17 protein-coding genes and 3 pseudogenes are annotated in these 18,203 nt (G+C 68.3%); 10 read left to right on the forward strand and 10 right to left on the reverse strand.

Going from position 1 to position 18,203, the window contains the following annotated elements:
* Positions 1-187: 187 nt before the first annotated feature.
* Positions 188-496, reverse strand: a complete 309-nt coding sequence (locus ACFPIJ_RS40515) for a group II intron maturase-specific domain-containing protein (protein WP_380123627.1) — start codon at positions 494-496, stop codon at positions 188-190.
* A gap of 292 nt (positions 497-788) precedes the next feature.
* Between ACFPIJ_RS40515 and ACFPIJ_RS40520 the strand changes: the two genes are divergently transcribed.
* The gene (locus ACFPIJ_RS40520; protein ID WP_380123739.1) at positions 789-2,804 is read left to right on the forward strand and encodes a phosphocholine-specific phospholipase C; all 2,016 of its coding nucleotides are present in this window, start codon (positions 789-791) and stop codon (positions 2,802-2,804) included.
* A 337-nt stretch (positions 2,805-3,141) separates the two neighbouring features.
* On the opposite strand, the pseudogene ACFPIJ_RS40525 reads toward ACFPIJ_RS40520, so the two are convergent.
* A pseudogene (locus tag ACFPIJ_RS40525) lies at positions 3,142-3,393 on the reverse strand (TraG/VirB4 family ATPase); the annotation flags it as partial.
* Between the two features lie 18 nt (positions 3,394-3,411).
* On the opposite strand from ACFPIJ_RS40525, the gene ACFPIJ_RS40530 reads away from it, so the two are divergent.
* The 6 genes and pseudogenes from ACFPIJ_RS40530 to ACFPIJ_RS40555 all read left to right on the forward strand — a co-directional run bounded on the left by ACFPIJ_RS40530 (position 3,412) and on the right by ACFPIJ_RS40555 (position 5,962).
* The gene (locus tag ACFPIJ_RS40530; protein ID WP_380123745.1) at positions 3,412-3,750 is read left to right on the forward strand and encodes a hypothetical protein; all 339 of its coding nucleotides are present in this window, start codon (positions 3,412-3,414) and stop codon (positions 3,748-3,750) included.
* Positions 3,726-3,995: pseudogene (locus ACFPIJ_RS40535) on the forward strand (recombinase family protein); the annotation flags it as partial. The gene ACFPIJ_RS40530 and the pseudogene ACFPIJ_RS40535, both read left to right, overlap by 25 nt.
* Before the next feature lie 76 nt (positions 3,996-4,071).
* On the forward strand, positions 4,072-4,302 hold the full coding sequence (locus ACFPIJ_RS40540) for a transposase (RefSeq protein WP_380123629.1): 231 nt from the start codon (positions 4,072-4,074) through the stop codon (positions 4,300-4,302).
* A gap of 171 nt (positions 4,303-4,473) precedes the next feature.
* Positions 4,474-5,004, forward strand: coding sequence for a hypothetical protein (locus ACFPIJ_RS40545; protein ID WP_380123631.1), 531 nt, complete (start codon positions 4,474-4,476; stop codon positions 5,002-5,004).
* A 398-nt stretch (positions 5,005-5,402) separates the two neighbouring features.
* A complete protein-coding gene (locus ACFPIJ_RS40550; protein ID WP_380123633.1) occupies positions 5,403-5,582 on the forward strand; it encodes a hypothetical protein in 180 nt (59 codons plus the stop codon).
* Entirely contained in the window at positions 5,579-5,962 is a 384-nt protein-coding gene (locus ACFPIJ_RS40555) for a hypothetical protein (protein WP_380123634.1), read from the forward strand. Before ACFPIJ_RS40550 ends, ACFPIJ_RS40555 begins: the two co-directional genes overlap by 4 nt.
* A gap of 58 nt (positions 5,963-6,020) precedes the next feature.
* Here ACFPIJ_RS40555 and ACFPIJ_RS40560 read toward each other — a convergent pair whose 3' ends face one another.
* Positions 6,021-6,299, reverse strand: coding sequence for a hypothetical protein (locus tag ACFPIJ_RS40560; RefSeq protein ID WP_380123636.1), 279 nt, complete (start codon positions 6,297-6,299; stop codon positions 6,021-6,023).
* A 736-nt stretch (positions 6,300-7,035) separates the two neighbouring features.
* Here ACFPIJ_RS40560 and ACFPIJ_RS40570 point away from each other — a divergent pair.
* From ACFPIJ_RS40570 to ACFPIJ_RS40580, 3 genes and pseudogenes are all read left to right on the forward strand, one after another.
* A pseudogene (locus ACFPIJ_RS40570) lies at positions 7,036-7,658 on the forward strand (IS5 family transposase); the annotation flags it as partial.
* 47 nt (positions 7,659-7,705) lie between these two features.
* Positions 7,706-8,185, forward strand: a complete 480-nt coding sequence (locus ACFPIJ_RS40575) for a hypothetical protein (protein ID WP_380123639.1) — start codon at positions 7,706-7,708, stop codon at positions 8,183-8,185.
* 195 nt (positions 8,186-8,380) lie between these two features.
* Positions 8,381-8,659, forward strand: a complete 279-nt coding sequence (locus ACFPIJ_RS40580) for a hypothetical protein (protein WP_380123641.1) — start codon at positions 8,381-8,383, stop codon at positions 8,657-8,659.
* A 599-nt stretch (positions 8,660-9,258) separates the two neighbouring features.
* Here ACFPIJ_RS40580 and ACFPIJ_RS40585 read toward each other — a convergent pair.
* The 7 genes from ACFPIJ_RS40585 to ACFPIJ_RS40615 all read right to left on the reverse strand — a co-directional run bounded on the left by ACFPIJ_RS40585 (position 9,259) and on the right by ACFPIJ_RS40615 (position 18,142).
* Entirely contained in the window at positions 9,259-9,492 is a 234-nt protein-coding gene (locus ACFPIJ_RS40585) for a hypothetical protein (RefSeq protein WP_380123643.1), read from the reverse strand.
* Positions 9,493-10,183: 691 nt separating this feature from the next.
* Complete coding sequence (locus ACFPIJ_RS40590; RefSeq protein ID WP_380123645.1) at positions 10,184-12,304, reverse strand: hypothetical protein; 2,121 nt, start codon at positions 12,302-12,304, stop codon at positions 10,184-10,186.
* A gap of 149 nt (positions 12,305-12,453) precedes the next feature.
* On the reverse strand, positions 12,454-13,848 hold the full coding sequence (locus ACFPIJ_RS40595; RefSeq protein WP_380123647.1) for a GH1 family beta-glucosidase: 1,395 nt from the start codon (positions 13,846-13,848) through the stop codon (positions 12,454-12,456).
* Between the two features lie 44 nt (positions 13,849-13,892).
* Complete coding sequence (locus ACFPIJ_RS40600; protein ID WP_380123648.1) at positions 13,893-14,906, reverse strand: ABC transporter ATP-binding protein; 1,014 nt, start codon at positions 14,904-14,906, stop codon at positions 13,893-13,895.
* On the reverse strand, positions 14,903-16,030 hold the full coding sequence (locus tag ACFPIJ_RS40605; RefSeq protein WP_380123650.1) for an ABC transporter permease: 1,128 nt from the start codon (positions 16,028-16,030) through the stop codon (positions 14,903-14,905). The genes ACFPIJ_RS40600 and ACFPIJ_RS40605 overlap by 4 nt, the downstream gene beginning before the upstream one ends.
* Before the next feature lies 1 nt (position 16,031).
* Positions 16,032-17,012, reverse strand: a complete 981-nt coding sequence (locus ACFPIJ_RS40610) for an ABC transporter permease (protein ID WP_380123652.1) — start codon at positions 17,010-17,012, stop codon at positions 16,032-16,034.
* Positions 17,009-18,142, reverse strand: a complete 1,134-nt coding sequence (locus tag ACFPIJ_RS40615; protein WP_380123654.1) for an ABC transporter ATP-binding protein — start codon at positions 18,140-18,142, stop codon at positions 17,009-17,011. The genes ACFPIJ_RS40610 and ACFPIJ_RS40615 overlap by 4 nt, the downstream gene beginning before the upstream one ends.
* Positions 18,143-18,203: the final 61 nt, after the last annotated feature.

Raw genomic sequence — 18,203 nt, forward strand, 5'->3', positions numbered from 1 at the left:
CGCAGCGCGGCTTCGACGGGATCGAACAGTCTCGTATCCAGCTCCATCCCGTGAAGTCGGCCCGGGGCGCGGTCCCCGCCTTTCGGCAGGGCCGTTTCCCCGAGCCGCTTCCCGCACCCGGCGTGCCCCTCTCAGAGCACCGGGCGCTCCACAAGTCCCGTCTGCAGCGGCTTCGTGGAGGTGGTCCTCATCCGGTGACCGGCCATGGTGTTGGGATGACCGCACCCCGGTAGCGGTAGCGCGTGGTGCGCACCTTCGCCGGGTTGAACAGTTCCCGGTCTTCGCTGGCCTGCCACCAACCGCCTCCGCAGAAGCGGCGGCGCAGTTCCTTCCACGTGATCCGGCGGTGCTTGCGACGTAGCCATCTGATGACCTGGCCCCAGGTGTAGGAGCTCAGATACTGGAAGGCCGTGCTGGACACCCCCGGCCGGAAGTACACGCACCAGCCCCGCAACATCCGGTTGAGCGAGATGAGCAGGACATCCAACGTACGCATGTGCCTGTCTTGCGGCACTGCGCCCGCACCTTGCCCATCACGGCCTTCACGGCCTTGCGGGACGGGTAGGTGTAGACGTAGCGCCGGTTGGTACCTCGCTTGCGGCGGCGTTGAACATGCCAGCCGAGAAACACGAGGCCCTCGACGCGGCCCCTCGAATGATGCCGCGGCCCGGTCGCGCACGGCCGCTCTCTGTTCTGCGACCCGCCACGAACCGGCTACCCGGGGTTGATCTCCGGCGAGGAACGTCGTGCCCCGCACAGACGTCGTCGAACGAGAGGGCATTACCGTGGTGGACATCGATCGCAGGCGATTCTTGAAGTTGACCGGTGCGGCCTCCGCCGCGGGCCTGGCCTCCAGCCTGCTCGGTAGCGTCCAGCGGGCCGCGGCCATCGCCCCGCAGGGCAGCACCGGAACGATCATGGACGTCGAGCACGTGGTGATCCTGATGCAGGAGAATCGTTCCTTCGACCACTATCTCGCCTCGCTGCGCGGAGTGCGCGGCTTCGGTGACCCGCACCCGGTGCAGCTTCCCTCTGGGAAGTCGGTCTGGCACCAGGCGGACAGCAAGGGCGAGGTGCTCCCCTTCCACCCGCAGGTCGACGACCTGGGCGCCGCATTCCTGCAGGGCCTCGACCACGCCTGGCCGGGCGGGCAGAACGCGGTCAACAACGGCCACTACGACCGGTGGATCCCCGCCAAGACACCCACCACCATGGCCTACCTGTTGCGCCAGGACGCCGCGTTCCACTATGCGCTCGCCGACGCGTTCACCATCTGCGATGCGTACTACTGCTCGTTCATCGGCAACACCGACCCCAACCGCTACTACCTGTGGACCGGCTGGACCGGCAACGACGGCAAGGGCGGCGGGCCGGTGCTCTACAACGACGAACTCGGCTACGACTGGCCCACCTACCCCGAACGCCTGGACGCGGCCGGGATCTCGTGGAAGGTCTATCAGGACATCGGCAGTGGCCTGAACGCCGCCGGCTCCTGGGGCTGGGACAACGACGCCTACATCGGCAACTACGGCGACACCTCGTTGTTGTACTTCAACTCCTACCGCAACGCCCAGCCCGGCGACCCGCTGTACGAGAAGGCCCGCACCGGCACCGAGAACAAGAAGGGCCAGGACTACTTCGAGATTCTCGCCGCGGATGTGAAAGCCGACCGGCTGCCCCAGATCTCCTGGATCTCCGCCCCCGAGGCGTTCAGCGAGCACTCCAACTGGCCCACCAACTACGGTGCCTGGTACATCTCCAAGGTCCTGGACGCCTTGACCAGCAACCCCGACGTGTGGGCCAAGACCGCGCTGTTCATCACCTACGACGAGAACGACGGCTTCTTCGACCACCTGGTGCCACCGCACCCGAACACCCCGATCGTCCCCGGCGCCTCCACGGTTTCCACCGAGCACGAGTTCTACCCCGGCAGCAGCCGCGCCAAGCCCGGCCCCTACGGCATGGGCCCCCGGGTACCGATGTTCGTGATCTCACCCTGGTCCACCGGCGGCTACGTCTGCTCCGAGACCTTCGACCACACCTCGGTGATCCGTTTCCTGGAACAGCGCTTCGGTATCGCCGAACCGCAGATCACCCCCTGGCGGCGCACGGTCGCCGGCGACCTGACCTCGGCATTCGACTTCTCCAGCAGCGTCACCGGGCTTGCGGCCCTGCCGGACACCTCAGCGATGAAGCCGCAGGACCGGTTGCGGCACAAGACCTATTTCCCGCCCCGTCCGGCCAGCTCGAAGATGCCGACCCAGGAGCCCGGTACCCGCCAAGCCCGGCCGCTCGGATACAACCTGAGCGTCGTCGAGAAGCCCGGCAACCCGCTGGATCTCACGATCGTGAACAACGGATCCCTAGGTGCGCATTTCCAAGCCCGGCTGATCACCCCGGCCGGACAACCGCACAGCTACACCGTGGGCGCGGGCCACCAGCTCGCCGCCCAGTTGCCGGTCTCCGGCGCGTACGAGGTGCACCTGCACGGCCCCAACGGTTTCTTCCGCAAGCTGGCCGGCGACACCCACACCGACAGGGTCGCCGTCACGCTGCGACCGCTGGGCGACTCGGGCAAGCTCCGAGTGGAGATCGACGCCCCACGCGGCGCCGCCGAAGTCACCGTCGCCGACGTCTACGCCGGGCCGGTCCGGGTCCACGGCAACGGCAAGTACGCCGACCTGGACACCCGCGACGCCGGTGGTTGGTACGACATCACCGTCACCGCCGGCAGTTTCGTCCGCGTCTTCGCCGGACACCTGGAGAACGGCTCCGCCAGCATCAGCGACCCCTCCCTCGGCTGACCCAGGCGTTCCCCACGGCCCGCGACCGCTCCACAAGAGCCGTCGCGGGCCGAATCATTGGCCGTGCCGGGAACGGTGCCGTTCGGGTCGCGGCCCCCGGCCGGGGGTGGTGGGGGAGCCGGGCCTGGCACCGACGGGGCGAACCCTGACGTGTTGCGCGGCGTGGGCGCCGCACCGGCGCGGCGCAGCCGGTGCTACGGCTCGGCGATGACGCGGCTGTTACCGTGCTGACAGCGCTGTCATACCACTGTGCACGAAGCACTCGAAAGGGCAACATATGCGCCGTTTGCTCTCCGCCCTTGCGACATCCGCCGCGTCTGTGACGCTCATCGTGACCGCCGCGGTCGGCGGAGAGCAGGAACGCCCGCTCGCCGTCGGTGAGTCCGAACGCCGCGGCGACGGCGTCGATCGCCTGTGGGGCCTGGCGTAGCAGGACCTGCGTGGCCGCGTTGGACACCACGGCCCGGCCGATGTCTGTGCCGAGAACGTCGGCGGCGTCCTGGGTGACGACCGTCAGCCCGGCGCCGTACTTCCTCGCGGCCTTCGCCAGACGGAACAGGAACTTGCCGCTGAGCCCGGCACGGAGCACTTCCGGGTCCGGCTGTGGGTGCCGGAGATCGGCGGACCGGTCGACCCGTTCAACGAGGCCCACGAACTGGTCATGTCCGTGTTCGGCGGCATGAGCAAAGGCGAACGGAACCGGATCAAACTCCGCGTCCGCACCGCCATGTCCGCACAGACGAAGCTGGAAGGCCGGTTCCTCGGCGGCCGGCCACCGTACGGATATCTCCTGGAAGACTTGGGGCCACACCCGAACCCGGCGAAGGCAGCGGACGGTAACGGCTCCACGGTCTGGCGCCTGACCCGTTCGCTGCCCTGGTCGTGCAACGCATCTTCGCGCTCTTCCGCGAGGGATTCGGCATGTTCGCCATCGCCGAACTGCTGACCAGGGACGGCGTGCCTTGCCCATCAGCGCACGACCGAGGCCGAAACTCCCACCGCAGCGGAGTCGCGTGGTCCAAGAGCGCTGTCCGCACTATTCTCAACAACCCGAGATACACCGGATATCAGATCTGGAACAAGCAGCGCACCGACGAAGTCCTGGTCGACATTGATGACGTCGCGATGGGGCACACGAGCGTCAGCCGGTGGAACGACCCGAAAGCATGGATCCGCTCGGACGAGCTCTCCCACGTGCCGCTGATCGACGAGGACACGTTCCAGCAGGTCCAGGACCTGCTCCGCCGCCGGGGAAGCCAACCGTCGGGTGCTCGCCGGCCAGCAGCACTGGCTGCGCGTCGAGCAGTTGCCCAGCTACGCCCACGACCTCAACCCCATGGAACTGGCCTGGGGCAACCTCAAAGCCACCGAACTGGCCAACCTCTGCCCCGAACATCTCGACGAAGCAGACACCGCCGCACACACCGGCCTGCACCGCATCGGTGGCAGCTACGACCTGTGCTTCAACTTCCTCGACCACACCGGGCTCCGCCTCTGATCGCCATCACCCAGATATCGAAAGATCTTTAATGACGTCTTCTCTTTCGCGCAGGTCTGGGCTTCCGTCATGACCGCAGCCTGGAACACGTGTTCGCATCCCGGTCAAGGTTTCCTGAACCACCCAGTCCGCCATTCAAGGTCCGGGCCGAAACCCTGAACGGAGCGTCACATGACCAGCGACGCCACCGGCTTCCACGCGCGAGACGGCTGGTTCTTCCGCCGCGAACTCGACGGCTCAGTCCGACTGACCGCCCCCGACAGCCTCGGCGCCGGCGCCCACCAGACCGTCGTCCTTGATCCGGACACCTGGGCATCGGCAGTCGCGTCCGTGTGCGCCGTCGGCGAAACCAGCGCCACATTCCGGACGGCCCGCAACTTCCACGGCGACGTCCTGCACGCCGATCCAAGTTCCCCGACGGATGGAGCCTCCGTGCCGTTCTCCCGCGTCCAACCCCCGACGCGCACCACGCCCGGCGCCGCAAGCGCCCTGTACCTGACGGGTGCCGCCTGGATCATCGGCGGCCTGCTCCTGTGCGCGGTCCTGTGGCCTGACGGCGACGACCTGGGAGGCGGGAAAGGGCCGGCGCTGCTCGTTCTCACCGTGTGCTTGTTCGCCGCGACCGTGTCGTTCGCGTCGGGCGCGATCCTGCACCGGATGGCGATGTGGCAGGCCGCCGAGGTGGAGGCCGAACGTGACTGAGCATCCCGCTGTCGTCGCCGCCCGTGCCGCTCACCGCCGCGGCGATCACGTCTTCCAGCACCCGCAACGGCCGTTTACGGCACGAGATGCCGGGCAGCGGCACTCCACGGGCGGGGATAGTCCGACACCAACCCCGGGCGCTCGCGGTGCGGCCAAGATTCCGCGTGTGCATCCCTCACAGTCGGCGGTCGAAGCCTAGGGGTCGCTTCGGCCGCCGGCGCCCCTTGTCGGGCCGTGAGCCGCTGACGTGAAGAACACCCGCAGCCTGATCGCTACGGGTGTCCGGTGGTGCCCCTGCCTAGCCCGGCCCCGCCTAACCAGGCCATGCCCGGCGTAGCCTCGCCCCGCTAAGGCCTCGATCCTAGCCCACTCACCCCGGTTGGAGTTACCCTCAGGTCATGGCTGAGCAGCAGAGCGACCAGCGCGGCGACTACGTCGACGAGCGCGGCGTCCTCATCACCGCCGCCGGCCGCAAGAAGATGCGCGCGAAGATGGACGAGGTCATGAACCGCTGGACCCCCGAAGAGCGGGAACAGCGACGCCTCGCCGCCCTCGCCCGCATCAACGCCGCGGCGTGACCGAAGCGCAGTTCGCGCTCGACACCACCGCGGTCCTCGCGTACGTCGCCGGCTCCCACAGTCTCGGTGAGCTGCTGGGTGAGATCGCCGACGAGAAGGCCCGCTTCGCCGTCCCCGCTGTCTGCCTCGTTGAGGCCGCGACGATGCTCGAGAACGTCGCCTGGCCGATGCTGGACCTGCTCGCCGCCCACCCGTGCGCTGTGGTCGTGTCGCTGGACGGTGCGCAGTGGCGTCCCCATGCCGCGGCGGCGCACGTGTACGGCGGGGTCGGGGCCGGCGCGGCGGCGCTTCTGTTCGTGCAGGAACGCGTCTTCTACGTGGCGACGTGCGACCCGGCGGCGTACGGCGACGGGATCGACACGGTCGCGATCACGGACTGATCAACGCCGTGACCAGTACACCGAGAACGTAATAGCCCTGGTTGCGATCCTGAGTGCGTTAGCTGGCCGCCTGGCCTTCACCGTCAGCTGTCCGGCGTTGGATCTCACGAAGCTTCGCCTTCATGTATGCCTGCCGCTGATCGTCGAACACCTCCCACGCCACCGACCGCACCTGACGGGCAAGGCCCGATTCGAGCTCCTGGTTGATGGCAACAAGGAACGCGACGACGGCGTCGTCGGCGTGGGTCTGCAGCACGGAGGGCTGGCTGCGCTGGCCGAAGTTGTAGCCGATCGCGCCTCCGACTGCGGCGCCGAGGAGTAGCAGCAGAAGCTCCATGCGGTGCACGGTAACGGCGGGCGGCGCGGAGTGAAAGGTACGGATCGCCAGATCGCCGGAGACTGTCTTCCCCCGCGATTGACGCCGCTGCAATTCAGTGATCTTCGCCGACTGGCTTGAACAGCGGAAACACCGCGGAATGCTGGCTGTGAGCTCTCAGTGGACTTGATCCGTTCCCGATCGACTTGGTCCGCTCGTGATTCCGTCTCATCGGTTCTGATCCGCGGCGCGGTGGCCAGGGTGTCCCAGTACAGCGATACCTGGGTTCATAACCGCTGCGCCGACGGGAACCGCGCCGCACCGAAGTGGACCCTCGAAGACACTCCGGAGGCTCGCGCCTATCGGGCCGCCGCTGCCCGCGGCGACCAATTCCTCTCACGCCGCCGGGCCTCCTGGCGCTGACCCGGAACCGGAACAGACGGCGGCGACTGACGGGCCATCACCGTTCCCGGCTCGACCCCGGCCCGCGCCCCAGACGCCACCCCGACGGCTTGTGACCGCGGAACGTCCGCCAGTCCAGGATCGCCCGCGTCTTCTCCGCCGCGCTCACACACTCCGGATGCCCCCACCGGTTGCCGTCACCGGCGACCCGGGAGATCTGCTGCCCGACCTGACAGGCGCGTTCGCACAGCGGGCACTTCCCGCCGAACTTGGCCTTCACCGCACCTGGCAGCGCATCGCCGAACGGCTGCGCCTGGACGCCGACCTCGACGAGGGTGCGGACTGGACCGTCGGAGTGGACAGCACCGTTGTGCGGGCACACAAACACGCGGCCGGAGCCCGCCACAAGCAGCCGGCGGACCATCCGGCGGATCAGTCAAAACTGTAGCGGCGACCATCCCCGAACAGGTCGTTGAACCCGAGGCCCTGGGCCGGTCCCGGGGCGGGTTCAGCGCCAAGCTGCACCTGGCCGCCGACCGCCGCAGCCGACCCATCAGCCGCACCCTCACCGCCGGGCAACGCCACGACCGCATCGGCTACCCGGCGGTCATGGCCGGTATCCGCGTGCCCCGCCGCCGCGGCCGGCCCAGAACCCGGCCCGGGCGAATCCTGGGTGACCGGGCCTACTCCATCCGCGCAATCCGCACAGACCTTCGCCGCCGCGGTATCGCCGCCACCATCCCCGAACGCGTCGACCAGCAGGCCAACCGCCGCAAACGTGGCACCGCCGGCGGGCGTCCGCCGACGTTCGACGCTGAGTGGTACAAGGACCGCAACACCGTCGAACGCGCGGTCGGCAAACTCAAACAGTTCCGCGCCGTGGCCACCCGCTACGACAAACGCGCCTTCATGTACCTGGCCACGGTCGACGTCGCCACCATCAAAATCTGGCTCCGGGACCTCACCCAAGGTCCATAATCCACCAAGCCCTGTTCCGGATCGGACGGGCGTGGATATCGGCCCGGGTGGATGATGTCATGGCGTTTACCGTTCGGCTGGACCTCGAAGACCTCCAGGTTCTCAGCGGCGCTGACGCTCCACTATGGGCAAGACTCTGGATCGATTTCGATGGTATCGAGTTCCCCGGAACCCGCTGGTCAGACTTCATCGGAGCGGTGGCCGGTTCCACCCTGACAGCCATCCGGGACCTGACCGGCGGGGCCGACCAAGCCTGCACATACTTCTTCGACGGCCCCTACTACATCGCCTACCGGGTGATCCCGAGCAGCGACTGGACACTCCACGTCGAAGCCAACTGCGACCGCACCGGTGAACCCGTCACCCTGTGGACCGGTCACATCCCCCTCCGGGACCTGATCGAGTCATGGCTGACCGCGATCGACGCGACACTCGCGCACTGCCGACAGCACAATCTCACCGGCAACGGCATTACCATCCTGCAGAAAACCCGATCAGGACTGGAAACCGTCACCGCTGGGACGTGACGGACACCCCCTGATCGCCTGCCCGCACCGTCACCGGAGCCCGACCCGCAAGGTGCCAACGCCTCCCACGAGCCATCTCCACCATTTCCATGATCCACGAGACACGACCTAGTCGGGCTAACCCATAGGGTGGCGTCCATGGATCCGGTCGGCGAAGATCGGCAGGATCAGGGATCCCCAACGACAGGAGCCCCAGTGACGTTCTCCGGTGCGAAGACGACCGGCAGCATACCCGCGGCGTTCGTTTTCAACGTGTTCGCCGGCCTGTGGGTGATCGCCGCGATCTTCCTCGGCACCGCTCTGTGGCAGGAGCCGCCGGCGTCGTTCGGCGACGAACCTGACACCCTCGCCCTGAACGGTGTGGCGCTCACCGCGGTCGCCGTGTGCGCGGTCGGGGCGTTCGTGTGCCTGGCCACCGCGGTCATCCTCGGTGAGCTGGCGAAGCGGCAGACGGTCGAGGCGGAGCGTGGCTGAGCATCCCACCGTCGCCGTGGACAGGTAACGCATCGTGAACGACTGCCGCGAAAGCCCCCGTCGTCGTCGCCGAACTTGTGGAGATGACGCCGTTCGCGCCGCCGTCCACGTCGAGGGGCCGCCGCTCCAGGCTGGCCCGGTACGAGGTGTTGTACCAGCGGGGCTTATGGCACTACCCATGTCGGTAGCTACTGCGGCAGCAGCGTGGTCCCCGCCTGGTTACTGGTGTCGACCGAGGGTGGGCAGTCCTCCAGAGACGGTCCGTACGGACGCGCTGCGGTCGCGGGCCCGGTCGAGCTGGTCAGCGCGGTCGGGGTCGGGGACCTGGCGTAGCTGCCGCAGCGGATCGTGGCGGCCGGCCTTGCGGGCCTTCTTCCGGGCCCGGCCGATCATCATATTGCACCGGCCGCACGCGTTGACCCCGTCTGGCCGGTGGCGCAGCGGCGGACGGTCCGCCGCCGAGTCCCCGCACATGAACGCGGCTGGGTCGTCGGGGTCGGGACGGTGCGCAAGCGGCGGGTCGCCGGGCATTACCAGCCAACCGGTCTTCCACCGATCCGGCTCAACAGTGCGGTCGCGGCCCGGCCGCGGCGCTGGGTTCACCGGGTGCCGTCCAGGTAGGGCCAACCGGTGAACAGCTGACGCAGCTCAGCGACGACCCACGGAGCGTAGCCGTAGGGTGTGAAGGCCCGGTCGGGGGTCCGGTCCAGGATCGTGCCGACCATGGCGACATCCTCCTCGTCCAGTCCGGGGTCGACCCGCCAGGCCATCGCGATGAGCCGCTGCGGGCTGTACCGGGACAGCAACGCGGCGGTGTCGACATAGTCGCACACTGGAGCTCCCGGCCGAGGTCCCGGTGATTCGGACGTTCCGGGTCGTCTACTCGAACGACCACAAGCCGATCGAGGCGACCGTGATGGTGAAGGCGGGCCACCTGCACGAGCTGCTGTACCGGGTACCGTTGCACTGATCACCACAGATCTTCGGGCACCTGAGACGCCGGCAAGGCAAGGAATCTGCTGACAACGGAGGCGCGCAAACTCACCCGCTGCTGGAGCGCATCAACGCCTACCTGATGCGGTTCCTCCGTCGCAAGCTCAAACGGTTGCGGAGCAAGAAGAAAGCCCTCCAGTACTGGAAGAGGGCCGTCGCACGGCGGCGGGGCCTGTTCGCGCACTGGGCATGGAACACCTCGCTCACGACCGCCTGGTGACCAGGGTGACAAGAGCCCGGTGAGCCGAGAGGTTCACGCCGGGATCTGTGGGAGCCGGAGGGTGAGACTCCCTCCGGCCACCCGACAGGGCATTTCTCATACTCTCGACAACATCACATCTCGATGTCCGTCGGTGGATCGAGGCTTAGAACGTTGCTGTCGGTTCACCCTCGAGTTGAGGCAGTTCGGACATGAACTCAGCAACGAACAGCGAAATGATCATCGGGTTGACGCTAGCCAATTCCTGCAGAGGAATGCTCCACGAGCCCACGGCCAAGGCCTCGGTGAATAGCTGGTGCGCTCTTGACGGCTCAGCCGCACCCGCCGCCCAGGCCAACGCCTGGGCCCGCTCCTTTGTAGACCCGACCGTCGGGGCCGGTGATCATGCGGGCGATACGTTCGGCGTGCTCAGGGCAGCCAGCGGCAGCAACCGCCCCGGCCACGTTGACCAGCATTCGGATCTGGATGCGCGGACCTTCGATGGAGCGGGCGACGCGTTCGGCATGGGCGGCCAGCGTCCTGGCGCGTCCGTGGTCACCAGCCGTGGCCGCCGCCTGGGCCAGCTCGGCCAGGGCGCGCGCGCGAGCGGCGGAGATGGTGATGGAGGTGTAGGCGGTGCGTTCGGCGACCGTGGCCAGCGTTCTTGCTTGTTCGTGGTCGCCGGCGGCGGCTACAGCCTGGACCACTTTTGGCAGAGCACGTGCCTGCGTCTGCGGTTCGGTGATCGTGTTGACGGCGTGTTCGGCTTGGACGGCCAGCGTCCGTGCACGTTGGTGGTCACCGGCCCCGGCCGCCTCCAAAGCCAGGTCCGCCAGGGCGCACGTACGAACGCCGGGATCGGTGATGTTACGGGCGATGCGTTCGGCGCGTTCGTGGTCGCCGGCCGTCGCCGCCGCCTGGGCCAGATTGGCCAGTGCGTACGCGCAAGAGTCGGGCTTGACAATGCTGTCGGCCGAGCGCTCCGCGTGGGTGACAACCGTTTGGGCGCCTTCGTGGTCGCCGGTGGCGGCTATCGCTCGGGCCACGTCGGCCAGGATGCGTACCTGGTCGATGCTGCGGGTGCCGCGGGCGGCGTGTTCGGCTTGGGTGGCCAGCACCCGGGCGCGTTCGTAATCACCGACGGTGGCCGCTGCTCGGGCCAGGCGGGTCAGGGCGGTCGCCTGGTCCTTCGGCTCCATGGTGGTATGAGCGGCGTGTTCGGCTTGGGTGGCTAGCATCTGGGCGCGTTCGTAATCGCCAGCGGCAGCTGCCGCCCAGGCCTCGTCGGTCTGGGTGCGAGCGGTGTAGTTGGTGCTGTAACTGTCCAGCAGCTGGGCGCGTTCGTGGCCTCCGGTGGGGGTGGCCGACGCGTTCAAGGCGCGCCTGCGAATGTCGGGATCGGTGATGGCCTTCGCGATGTGCACTGCGTGTTCGTGGTCACCGGCTGCAGCTACCGCCCCGGCCACACCGGCCAGGACGTCTTCCCGGCGAAACGGGTGGGGGATGGTGCGGGCGGTGCGCTCGGCGCGGGCGGCCAGCGTGCGAGCGCGGTTGTAGTCGCCGGCGCCAGCGGCCTCCAAGGCCAGGTCGGTTAGGCCCATCCCCCGGCGGTCGGGGTCGGAGATGGCGTTGACGATATGTTCGGCGTGTTCGCGGTCACCAGTGGCGGCGGCCACCCTCGAGGCCACGTGGGCCAAGATGAACGCGCGAGCGTCGGCGTGCGTGATGGCGTCGGCGATGTCTACTGCGGCCATGGCCAGCGTCCGCGCATGTTCGTCGTCACCTACGGCGGCCGCCTCCTCGGCGATGTGTACCAGAGCGGACGCGCGAAGAGAGGGATCGGTGATGGTGTAGGCGGCCTGCTCGGCGATCGTAATCAGCGTCCGGGCGTATTCGTAGTCACCAGCGGCAGTCGCAACCCGTACCAGATTTGTGAACGCCGCGGCCTGGCTTATTGCCGCTGGGATGGAGCGGGCGAGGCCCTCAGCGCGGACGTGTTGGCCGAGAGCGGCCCAGACGGCGGGAAGTTGAGCGGGAATTTGGGTGTTGCGGCCGACGAGTTGGTCCCGGTGCCAGGACAACCGGAGCGCGGCGAGCAGGCCGGAGTCATGCTGCTGGCCGATCAGGGTGGAGGCGGTGGCGATGTCGGCGAGGGCGGCGGTATCGCCGCCGGTGACGTCGAAGAGGCGGCGTTGGCGGGCACGGTCGGTGGCCAGGGCCGTGAGCCGGTGGGGCTCGCCGGTGTCGGCGAGCATGTGGGGGTAGCCGGCGAGCAGGTATTCGGGGGTTTGCGGGGGCCAGGCGGGCTGGCGGTCGTTGGTGGTGCGGTAAGTGTCGGCCCAGGCGTGGATGCGCTCGCGGTATGCGTTCAACCGAGGGCCGAGGTAGTGAATCGCGGCCTGTTGCAATTCCTCGTGGCCGAGCAGGTAGACGTAGTGGCCGTCGTTCCGCAAGCGCAGGTAGCAGCGTGGGGGCACGACGGTCCCATTGTGCCCCCACTGACGTAAACTGTCGATCACTACCAGCGCATTTGTACTGGCAGGAGCGTCACTGCTGGGCCGGCAGCAGGGGCCCACAACTCCCCTGCTGCCGGACTGAATCCCTACCCTCGCAGCCCGCGGATGGTGTCGCGGTACCAGAGGGCGGACTGCTTCGGGGTGCGCTCCTGGGTGTCGTAGTCGACGTAGACGATGCCGAAGCGCTTGTCGTAGCCGTAGGCCCACTCGAAGTTGTCCATCAGCGACCAGGCGAAGTAGCCGCGGATGTCGGCGCCCTGCTGGCGGGCCAGGGCGACCGCGCCGATGTGGGAGTCGAAGTAGGCGACCCGGTCGTCGTCGCGGACGAAGCCGGTCTCGTCGGGCTCGTCGTAGAAGGCGGAGCCGTTCTCGGTGACGAAGATCGGCAGCCGGTAGTCCTCCCAGAGGCGCACGAGGAGCTGGGTGAAGCCCTCGGGGACGATCTCCCAGCCCATCGCGGTGATCGGGCGGCCGGTCGGGATGGGGCGGCTGACGGGCAGGCCGAGGGCGTCGTGGGTGTTGCCGTCCTCGTCGACGCCGGAGACGGTCTCGCTGAAGTAGTAGTTGACGCCGAGGATGTCCAGCGGGGTCTTGATGATCTCCAGGTCGCCGTCCTGGACGGGCAGCTCGATGCCCTGCTGGGCGAGGTCGGCGACGAGGTCCGCGGGGTACCGGCCGTGCACGAGCGGGTCGAGGTAGATGCGGGTGCTCAGCGCGTCGCTGCGGCGGGCCGCGTCGCGGTCGGCGGCGCTGTCGGTCTCCGGGGTGCTGACGCCCATGTTCAGCGTGATGCCGAACTCGTGGTGGTCGCCGGCGGCCTCCTTCATGCGCTGGGTCGCCAGACCGTGCCCGAGCAGCAGGTGGTGGACCGCGTGCATGCTGGCGGCGAAGTCGCGCCGGCCCGGGGCGTGCACGCCGTACGCGTACCCCAGCATCGCCGAGCACCACGGCTCGTTGAGCGTCGTCCAGGTCTTGATGCGGTCCTTCAGGGCGTCGAAGACGATCATGCTGTAGTCGGCGAACCGGTAGGCGGTGTCGCGGGCCGGCCAGCCACCGGCGTCCTCGAGCTCCTGCGGGAGGTCCCAGTGATACAGGGTGAGCCACGGCTCGACGCCGTTGGCGAGCAGTTCGTCGGTGAGCCGGTCGTAGAAGCCGAGCCCGGCCGGGTTCACCGGGCCGCGGCCGCGGGGTTGGACCCGCGGCCACGCCACGGAGAAGCGGTACAGGTCGACACCGAGCTCACGGATCAGCGCGACGTCCTGCGGCATGCGGTGGTAGTGGTCGCACGCGACCTCGCCGGTGTCGCCCTTGTCGATGGCGTCCGGCACCTCGCAGAACGTGTCCCAGATGGACCGGGTCCGCCCGTCCTCGTCGACCGCGCCCTCGATCTGGTAGGCCGAGGTCGCCACTCCCCAGCGGAAGGAAGGCGGGAGCGTGGCGATCGGATTCTGCACATCGAGGGGTGTCGCGGTCGTGTCCATGGTTCTCCTGTTTCAGTTACTGGGACGTTGTGCCAGCGGCTGCGTCACCCGGCGGTGACCGGATGCAGCCAGCAGGCAACGGTGCGGGGCTCACCGACGTGATCGTCGGGCTTGCCCAGGATCGGCAGGTTGGTCGAGCACGGCTCGAACGCCTTCGGGCAGCGCGGGTGGAACGAGCAGCCGGTCGGCATGCCGCGCAGGTCGGGCGGTGATCCAGGGATGCCGGTCAGCTCCCGCCGGGCGCCGCGCAGCGCCGGGAACGACCGCAGCAGCCCCTCGCTGTAGGGGTGCTTCGGGTCGCGGTAGATGGCCGCCGAGGGCGCCTCCTCCACGATCCGCCCGCCGTACATGATCGCGATCCGGTCGGAGAACTCGACCAGCAGCGACAGGTCGTGCGTGATGAACAGGACCGAGAAGCCCAGCCGCTCACGCAGCTCGACCAGCTGGCCGAGGATCTGGCGCTGCATGACCACGTCGAGGGCGGTCGTCGGCTCGTCCATGATGACCAGCTGCGGCTCCAGGGCGAGCGCCATGCCGATCATGACGCGCTGGCGCATGCCGCCGGAGAGTTGGTGTGGGTACGCGTCGAGCCGGTCCTCGGCGATACCGACCAGCCGCAGCAGCTCCTTGGCCCGCGCCAGCCGGGACGCCTTCGACGAGGTCGGCTCGTGCGCCTTGATGGCGTCCATGAGCTGGACGGAGACCTTGTGCACCGGGTTGAGCGAGTTCATCGCGCCCTGGAACACGATCGACGTCTCCGCCCACCGGTACTTGCGCAGTTCGTGGTGGGAGAGGTTGAGCACGTCGTACGGGTCACCGGTCGGCGGGTGGTAGACGACCGACCCGTTGGACACCACGCCGGGCGGCGGGAGCAGCCGGGTGACGCCGTAGGCGAGGGTCGACTTGCCGCTGCCGCTCTCCCCGGCGAGGCCGACGACCTCGCCGCGGTGGATGGTCAGGCTGACGTCGCGGACCGCCTTGACCGCCTCGTCGCCGAGACCGTAGTCGACGTCGAGGTTCTTGATCTCCAGCAGCGGCCGGGTCAGGACTTGGGTCATCGCTTCGCTCCATCAGTGCCGGTGCTGTGACCCTCGGTCGCGACGTAGCCGGCCCCGCCTGCGGTGGCGGCACGGCCGTTGCTCGCGGGCGGGTGCTTGATCTCGATCTCGGGGGTGGTCTCGACGCGGCCGCGGATGACGGGGGTGAACCCGACCCGCATGGGGACCTTGTCGCCGTTGGGAGCCCGCCGCGAGCCGGCGCCGGCGGTGCGCAGCCGGGGGCTGACGAACTCGTCGATGCCGAAGTTGATCAGGCTCAGCGCGGTGCCGAGGAACGCGATGGCCAGACCGGCCGGCACGAACCACCACCAGGCGCCCTGCGCGAGGGCCTGCTGGCCCTGCGCCCAGAACAGGATCGTGCCCCAGTTCCAGGTGGAGACCGACGAGATGCCGATGAAGGCAAGCGTGATCTCGGACAGCACGGCGAAGATGACGGTGCCGACGAAGCTGGACGCGATGATCGCGGTCAGGTTCGGCAGGATCTCGAACAGCACGATCCGCCAGGTCTGTTCGCCGGTCGCCCGGGCCGCCTCGACGTAGTCCCGCCGTCGTAGCGAGAGTGTCTGGGCTCTCAGTACCCGGGCGCCGTACGCCCAGGATGTACACCCGATGACCAGCGCGACGACAAGGTCGCCGGCGTTGGTGATCGTCGAGGTGACGATGATGATCAGCGGCAGCGCCGGGATGACCAGGAAGACGTTGGACACCGCCGAGAGGCTCTCGTCGGCAGCGCCGCCCAGGTAGCCGGAGGTGACGCCGATCAGGACGGACAGGATCGTCGCGACGATGCCGGCGAGGAAGCCGACCAGGACGACGCCGCGGGCACCGACGAGGATCTGGCTGAAGATGTCCTTGCCGAGGTGGTCCGTGCCGAACCAGTGGGAGCCGGACGGCGACTGCAGTTTGTCCGCGGTGATCAGGTCCGGGTCGTACGGGGAGATCCACGGGCCGATGATCGCGATCAGCACGTAGATGCCCAGGACGATGAGGCCCGTCGCGGCCTTGCCGTTGGCGATGAACCGGAACCGTTTGCGCTTCGCCTTCGAAGCCGGCTTCATGCTCGGCTGAGCCATCGAGCCCTGGCCGGGGATCACCTGCTCGATGCTGGAGGGGGTGATGGTCATCTCAACCACTCTTTCGGGTGCGCGGGTCGAGCAGCAGGTAGGCCACGTCGGCCAGCAGGTTGGCCACCAGCACCGAGATCGTGATGACCAGGAAGATGCCCTGCATCAGCGGGTAGTCGTACGCCTGGACACCCTGGAAGAGCTGGTAGCCCACGCCCGGGTAGGAGAACACGATCTCCACCAGCAGGGTGCCGCCGACGATGAAGCCCAGCGACAGCGCGAACCCGGAGACGTTGGGCAGCAGCGCGTTGCGGGCCGCGTACATCAGGGCGACCCGCTTGTCGGACAGGCCCTTGGCGTGCGCGACGGTGACGTAGTCCTCCGAGGCGACGGTGACCATCATGTTGCGCATGCCGAGCACCCAGCCGCTCATCGAGGAGATGAGGATCGTCGCCGCCGGCAGGATGCTGTGGTTGATCGCGCTGCCGATGAAGTACTGGTCCCACGCCGGCACCAGGCCGGGGGTGAAGCCGCCGGAGGACGGGAAGTAGCTGCCGGGACCGGCGAGCAGGGCGATCGCAACGAGGCCGAGCCAGAAGAACGGCACCGAGGACAGGAACGTGGTGACCGGCAGCAGGCTGTCGATCCACGATCCGCGCTTCCAGCCGGCGCCGACGCCGAGGGCGGTGCCGAGGATGAAGCTCAGGATGGTGGTGATGCCGACCAGGCCGACCGTCCACGGCAGGCTCTGGCTGATCACCTCGGACACCGGCGTCGGGAAGAACGTGAAGGACATGCCGAGGTCGCCGTGCAGCAGCTGCTTCCAGTAACCGATGTACTGGTCCCACAGGCTCTGGTTCTTGTCGAGGCCGAACAGCACCGTGAGGGAGTGGATCGCGTCGCTGGACAGCCGGCCCTGGTTCTTGGAGATCAGCGAGCTGACCGGGTCGCCTGGCATGACCCGCGGGATGAAGAAGTTGAGGGTGATCGCCGCCCACAGCGTGAACGTGTAGAAGGCGAAGCGTTGCAGCAGGAACTTCATCGTGCCTCCTCCGTCAGCGTCAGGGCCGGCGGGGTGGGAATGGACGAGACGCCCTCGGCCGCCGAGCCGATGCCTTCTTTGGCGACGGTCTCCGCGTCGTACAGCCAGCAGGCCGCCCAGTGCCCGTCGCGGTCGCCGATCTCCAGCTGAGGCGGAAGGTCGACCTTGCAGCGGGGCATGACGTGCGGGCAGCGCGGGTTGAACCGGCAGCCGGCCGGGGGGTTGATCAGGCTCGGCGGCTCGCCGTTGCCGCGGTCCAGGCGGGTCGGGTCGGCGATGCCCTCGATGCGGTCCGGGTCGGGCGCGGACTCGATCAGCAGCCGCGTGTAAGGGTGCGCGGGGTTCTGCGTGACGGTCTCGCTGTCGCCGCCCTCGACCATGCGGCCTGCGTACATGACCATGGTCTCGTCGGCGAAGTAGCGCGCCGAGGCGATGTCGTGCGTGATGTACAGGATGGCTAGGTTCAGCCGCTCCTTGAGGTCCCGCAGCAGGTTCAGGATGCCCAGACGGATCGACACGTCGAGCATGGAGACCGGCTCGTCGGCGAGCAGGGCCTCCGGGTCGGCGCCGAGGGCGCGGGCGATCGCGACGCGCTGGCGCTGGCCGCCGGACAGCTCGTGCGGGAACTTGTCCACGTAGCGCTCGGGCGGGGTGAGGCTGACCCGGTTGAGCAGGTTGGCCAGGGCCGCCTCGAGGTCCGCCGGGGTCTTGCCCGCGTTGCCGTGGATCCGCAGCGAGCGGGTCAGGTGGTAGCGCACCGTGTGAACTGGGTTGAGCGAACCGAACGGGTCCTGGAAGATGAGCTGCACGCGCTTGACGTACGTGCGGAAACGGCGTCCGCCGCGCACCGTGGTCGACGAGCCGTGCAGGAGGATCTCGCCACCGGTGCGCGGGTAGAGCTGCGCGAGCAGGCGGGCGACCGTGGACTTGCCGGAGCCGGACTCGCCGACCAGTGCCGTGACCCTGCCCCGTCGCAGAGTGAGGTTGACGTCGTCCACCGCGTGGACGGCCGCCGTCTTGCCAGAGAAAAGATCACTCAGCCGCCTGCGGATGGGGAAATGCTTGGTCAGGCCGACGGCCTCCAGCACCACCTCATCGACCGGCGCCGTCGTGCTTTCGCTCAACGTCATGCCGATGTTCCTGTCTTGGGGTGTGGGTCACGGGGTACCGCTCCCCGGGTGACCTACGGCC

The sequence above is a fragment of the Dactylosporangium cerinum genome, from assembly GCF_042653625.1.
GTDB lineage: Bacteria > Actinomycetota > Actinomycetes > Mycobacteriales > Micromonosporaceae > Dactylosporangium > Dactylosporangium cerinum.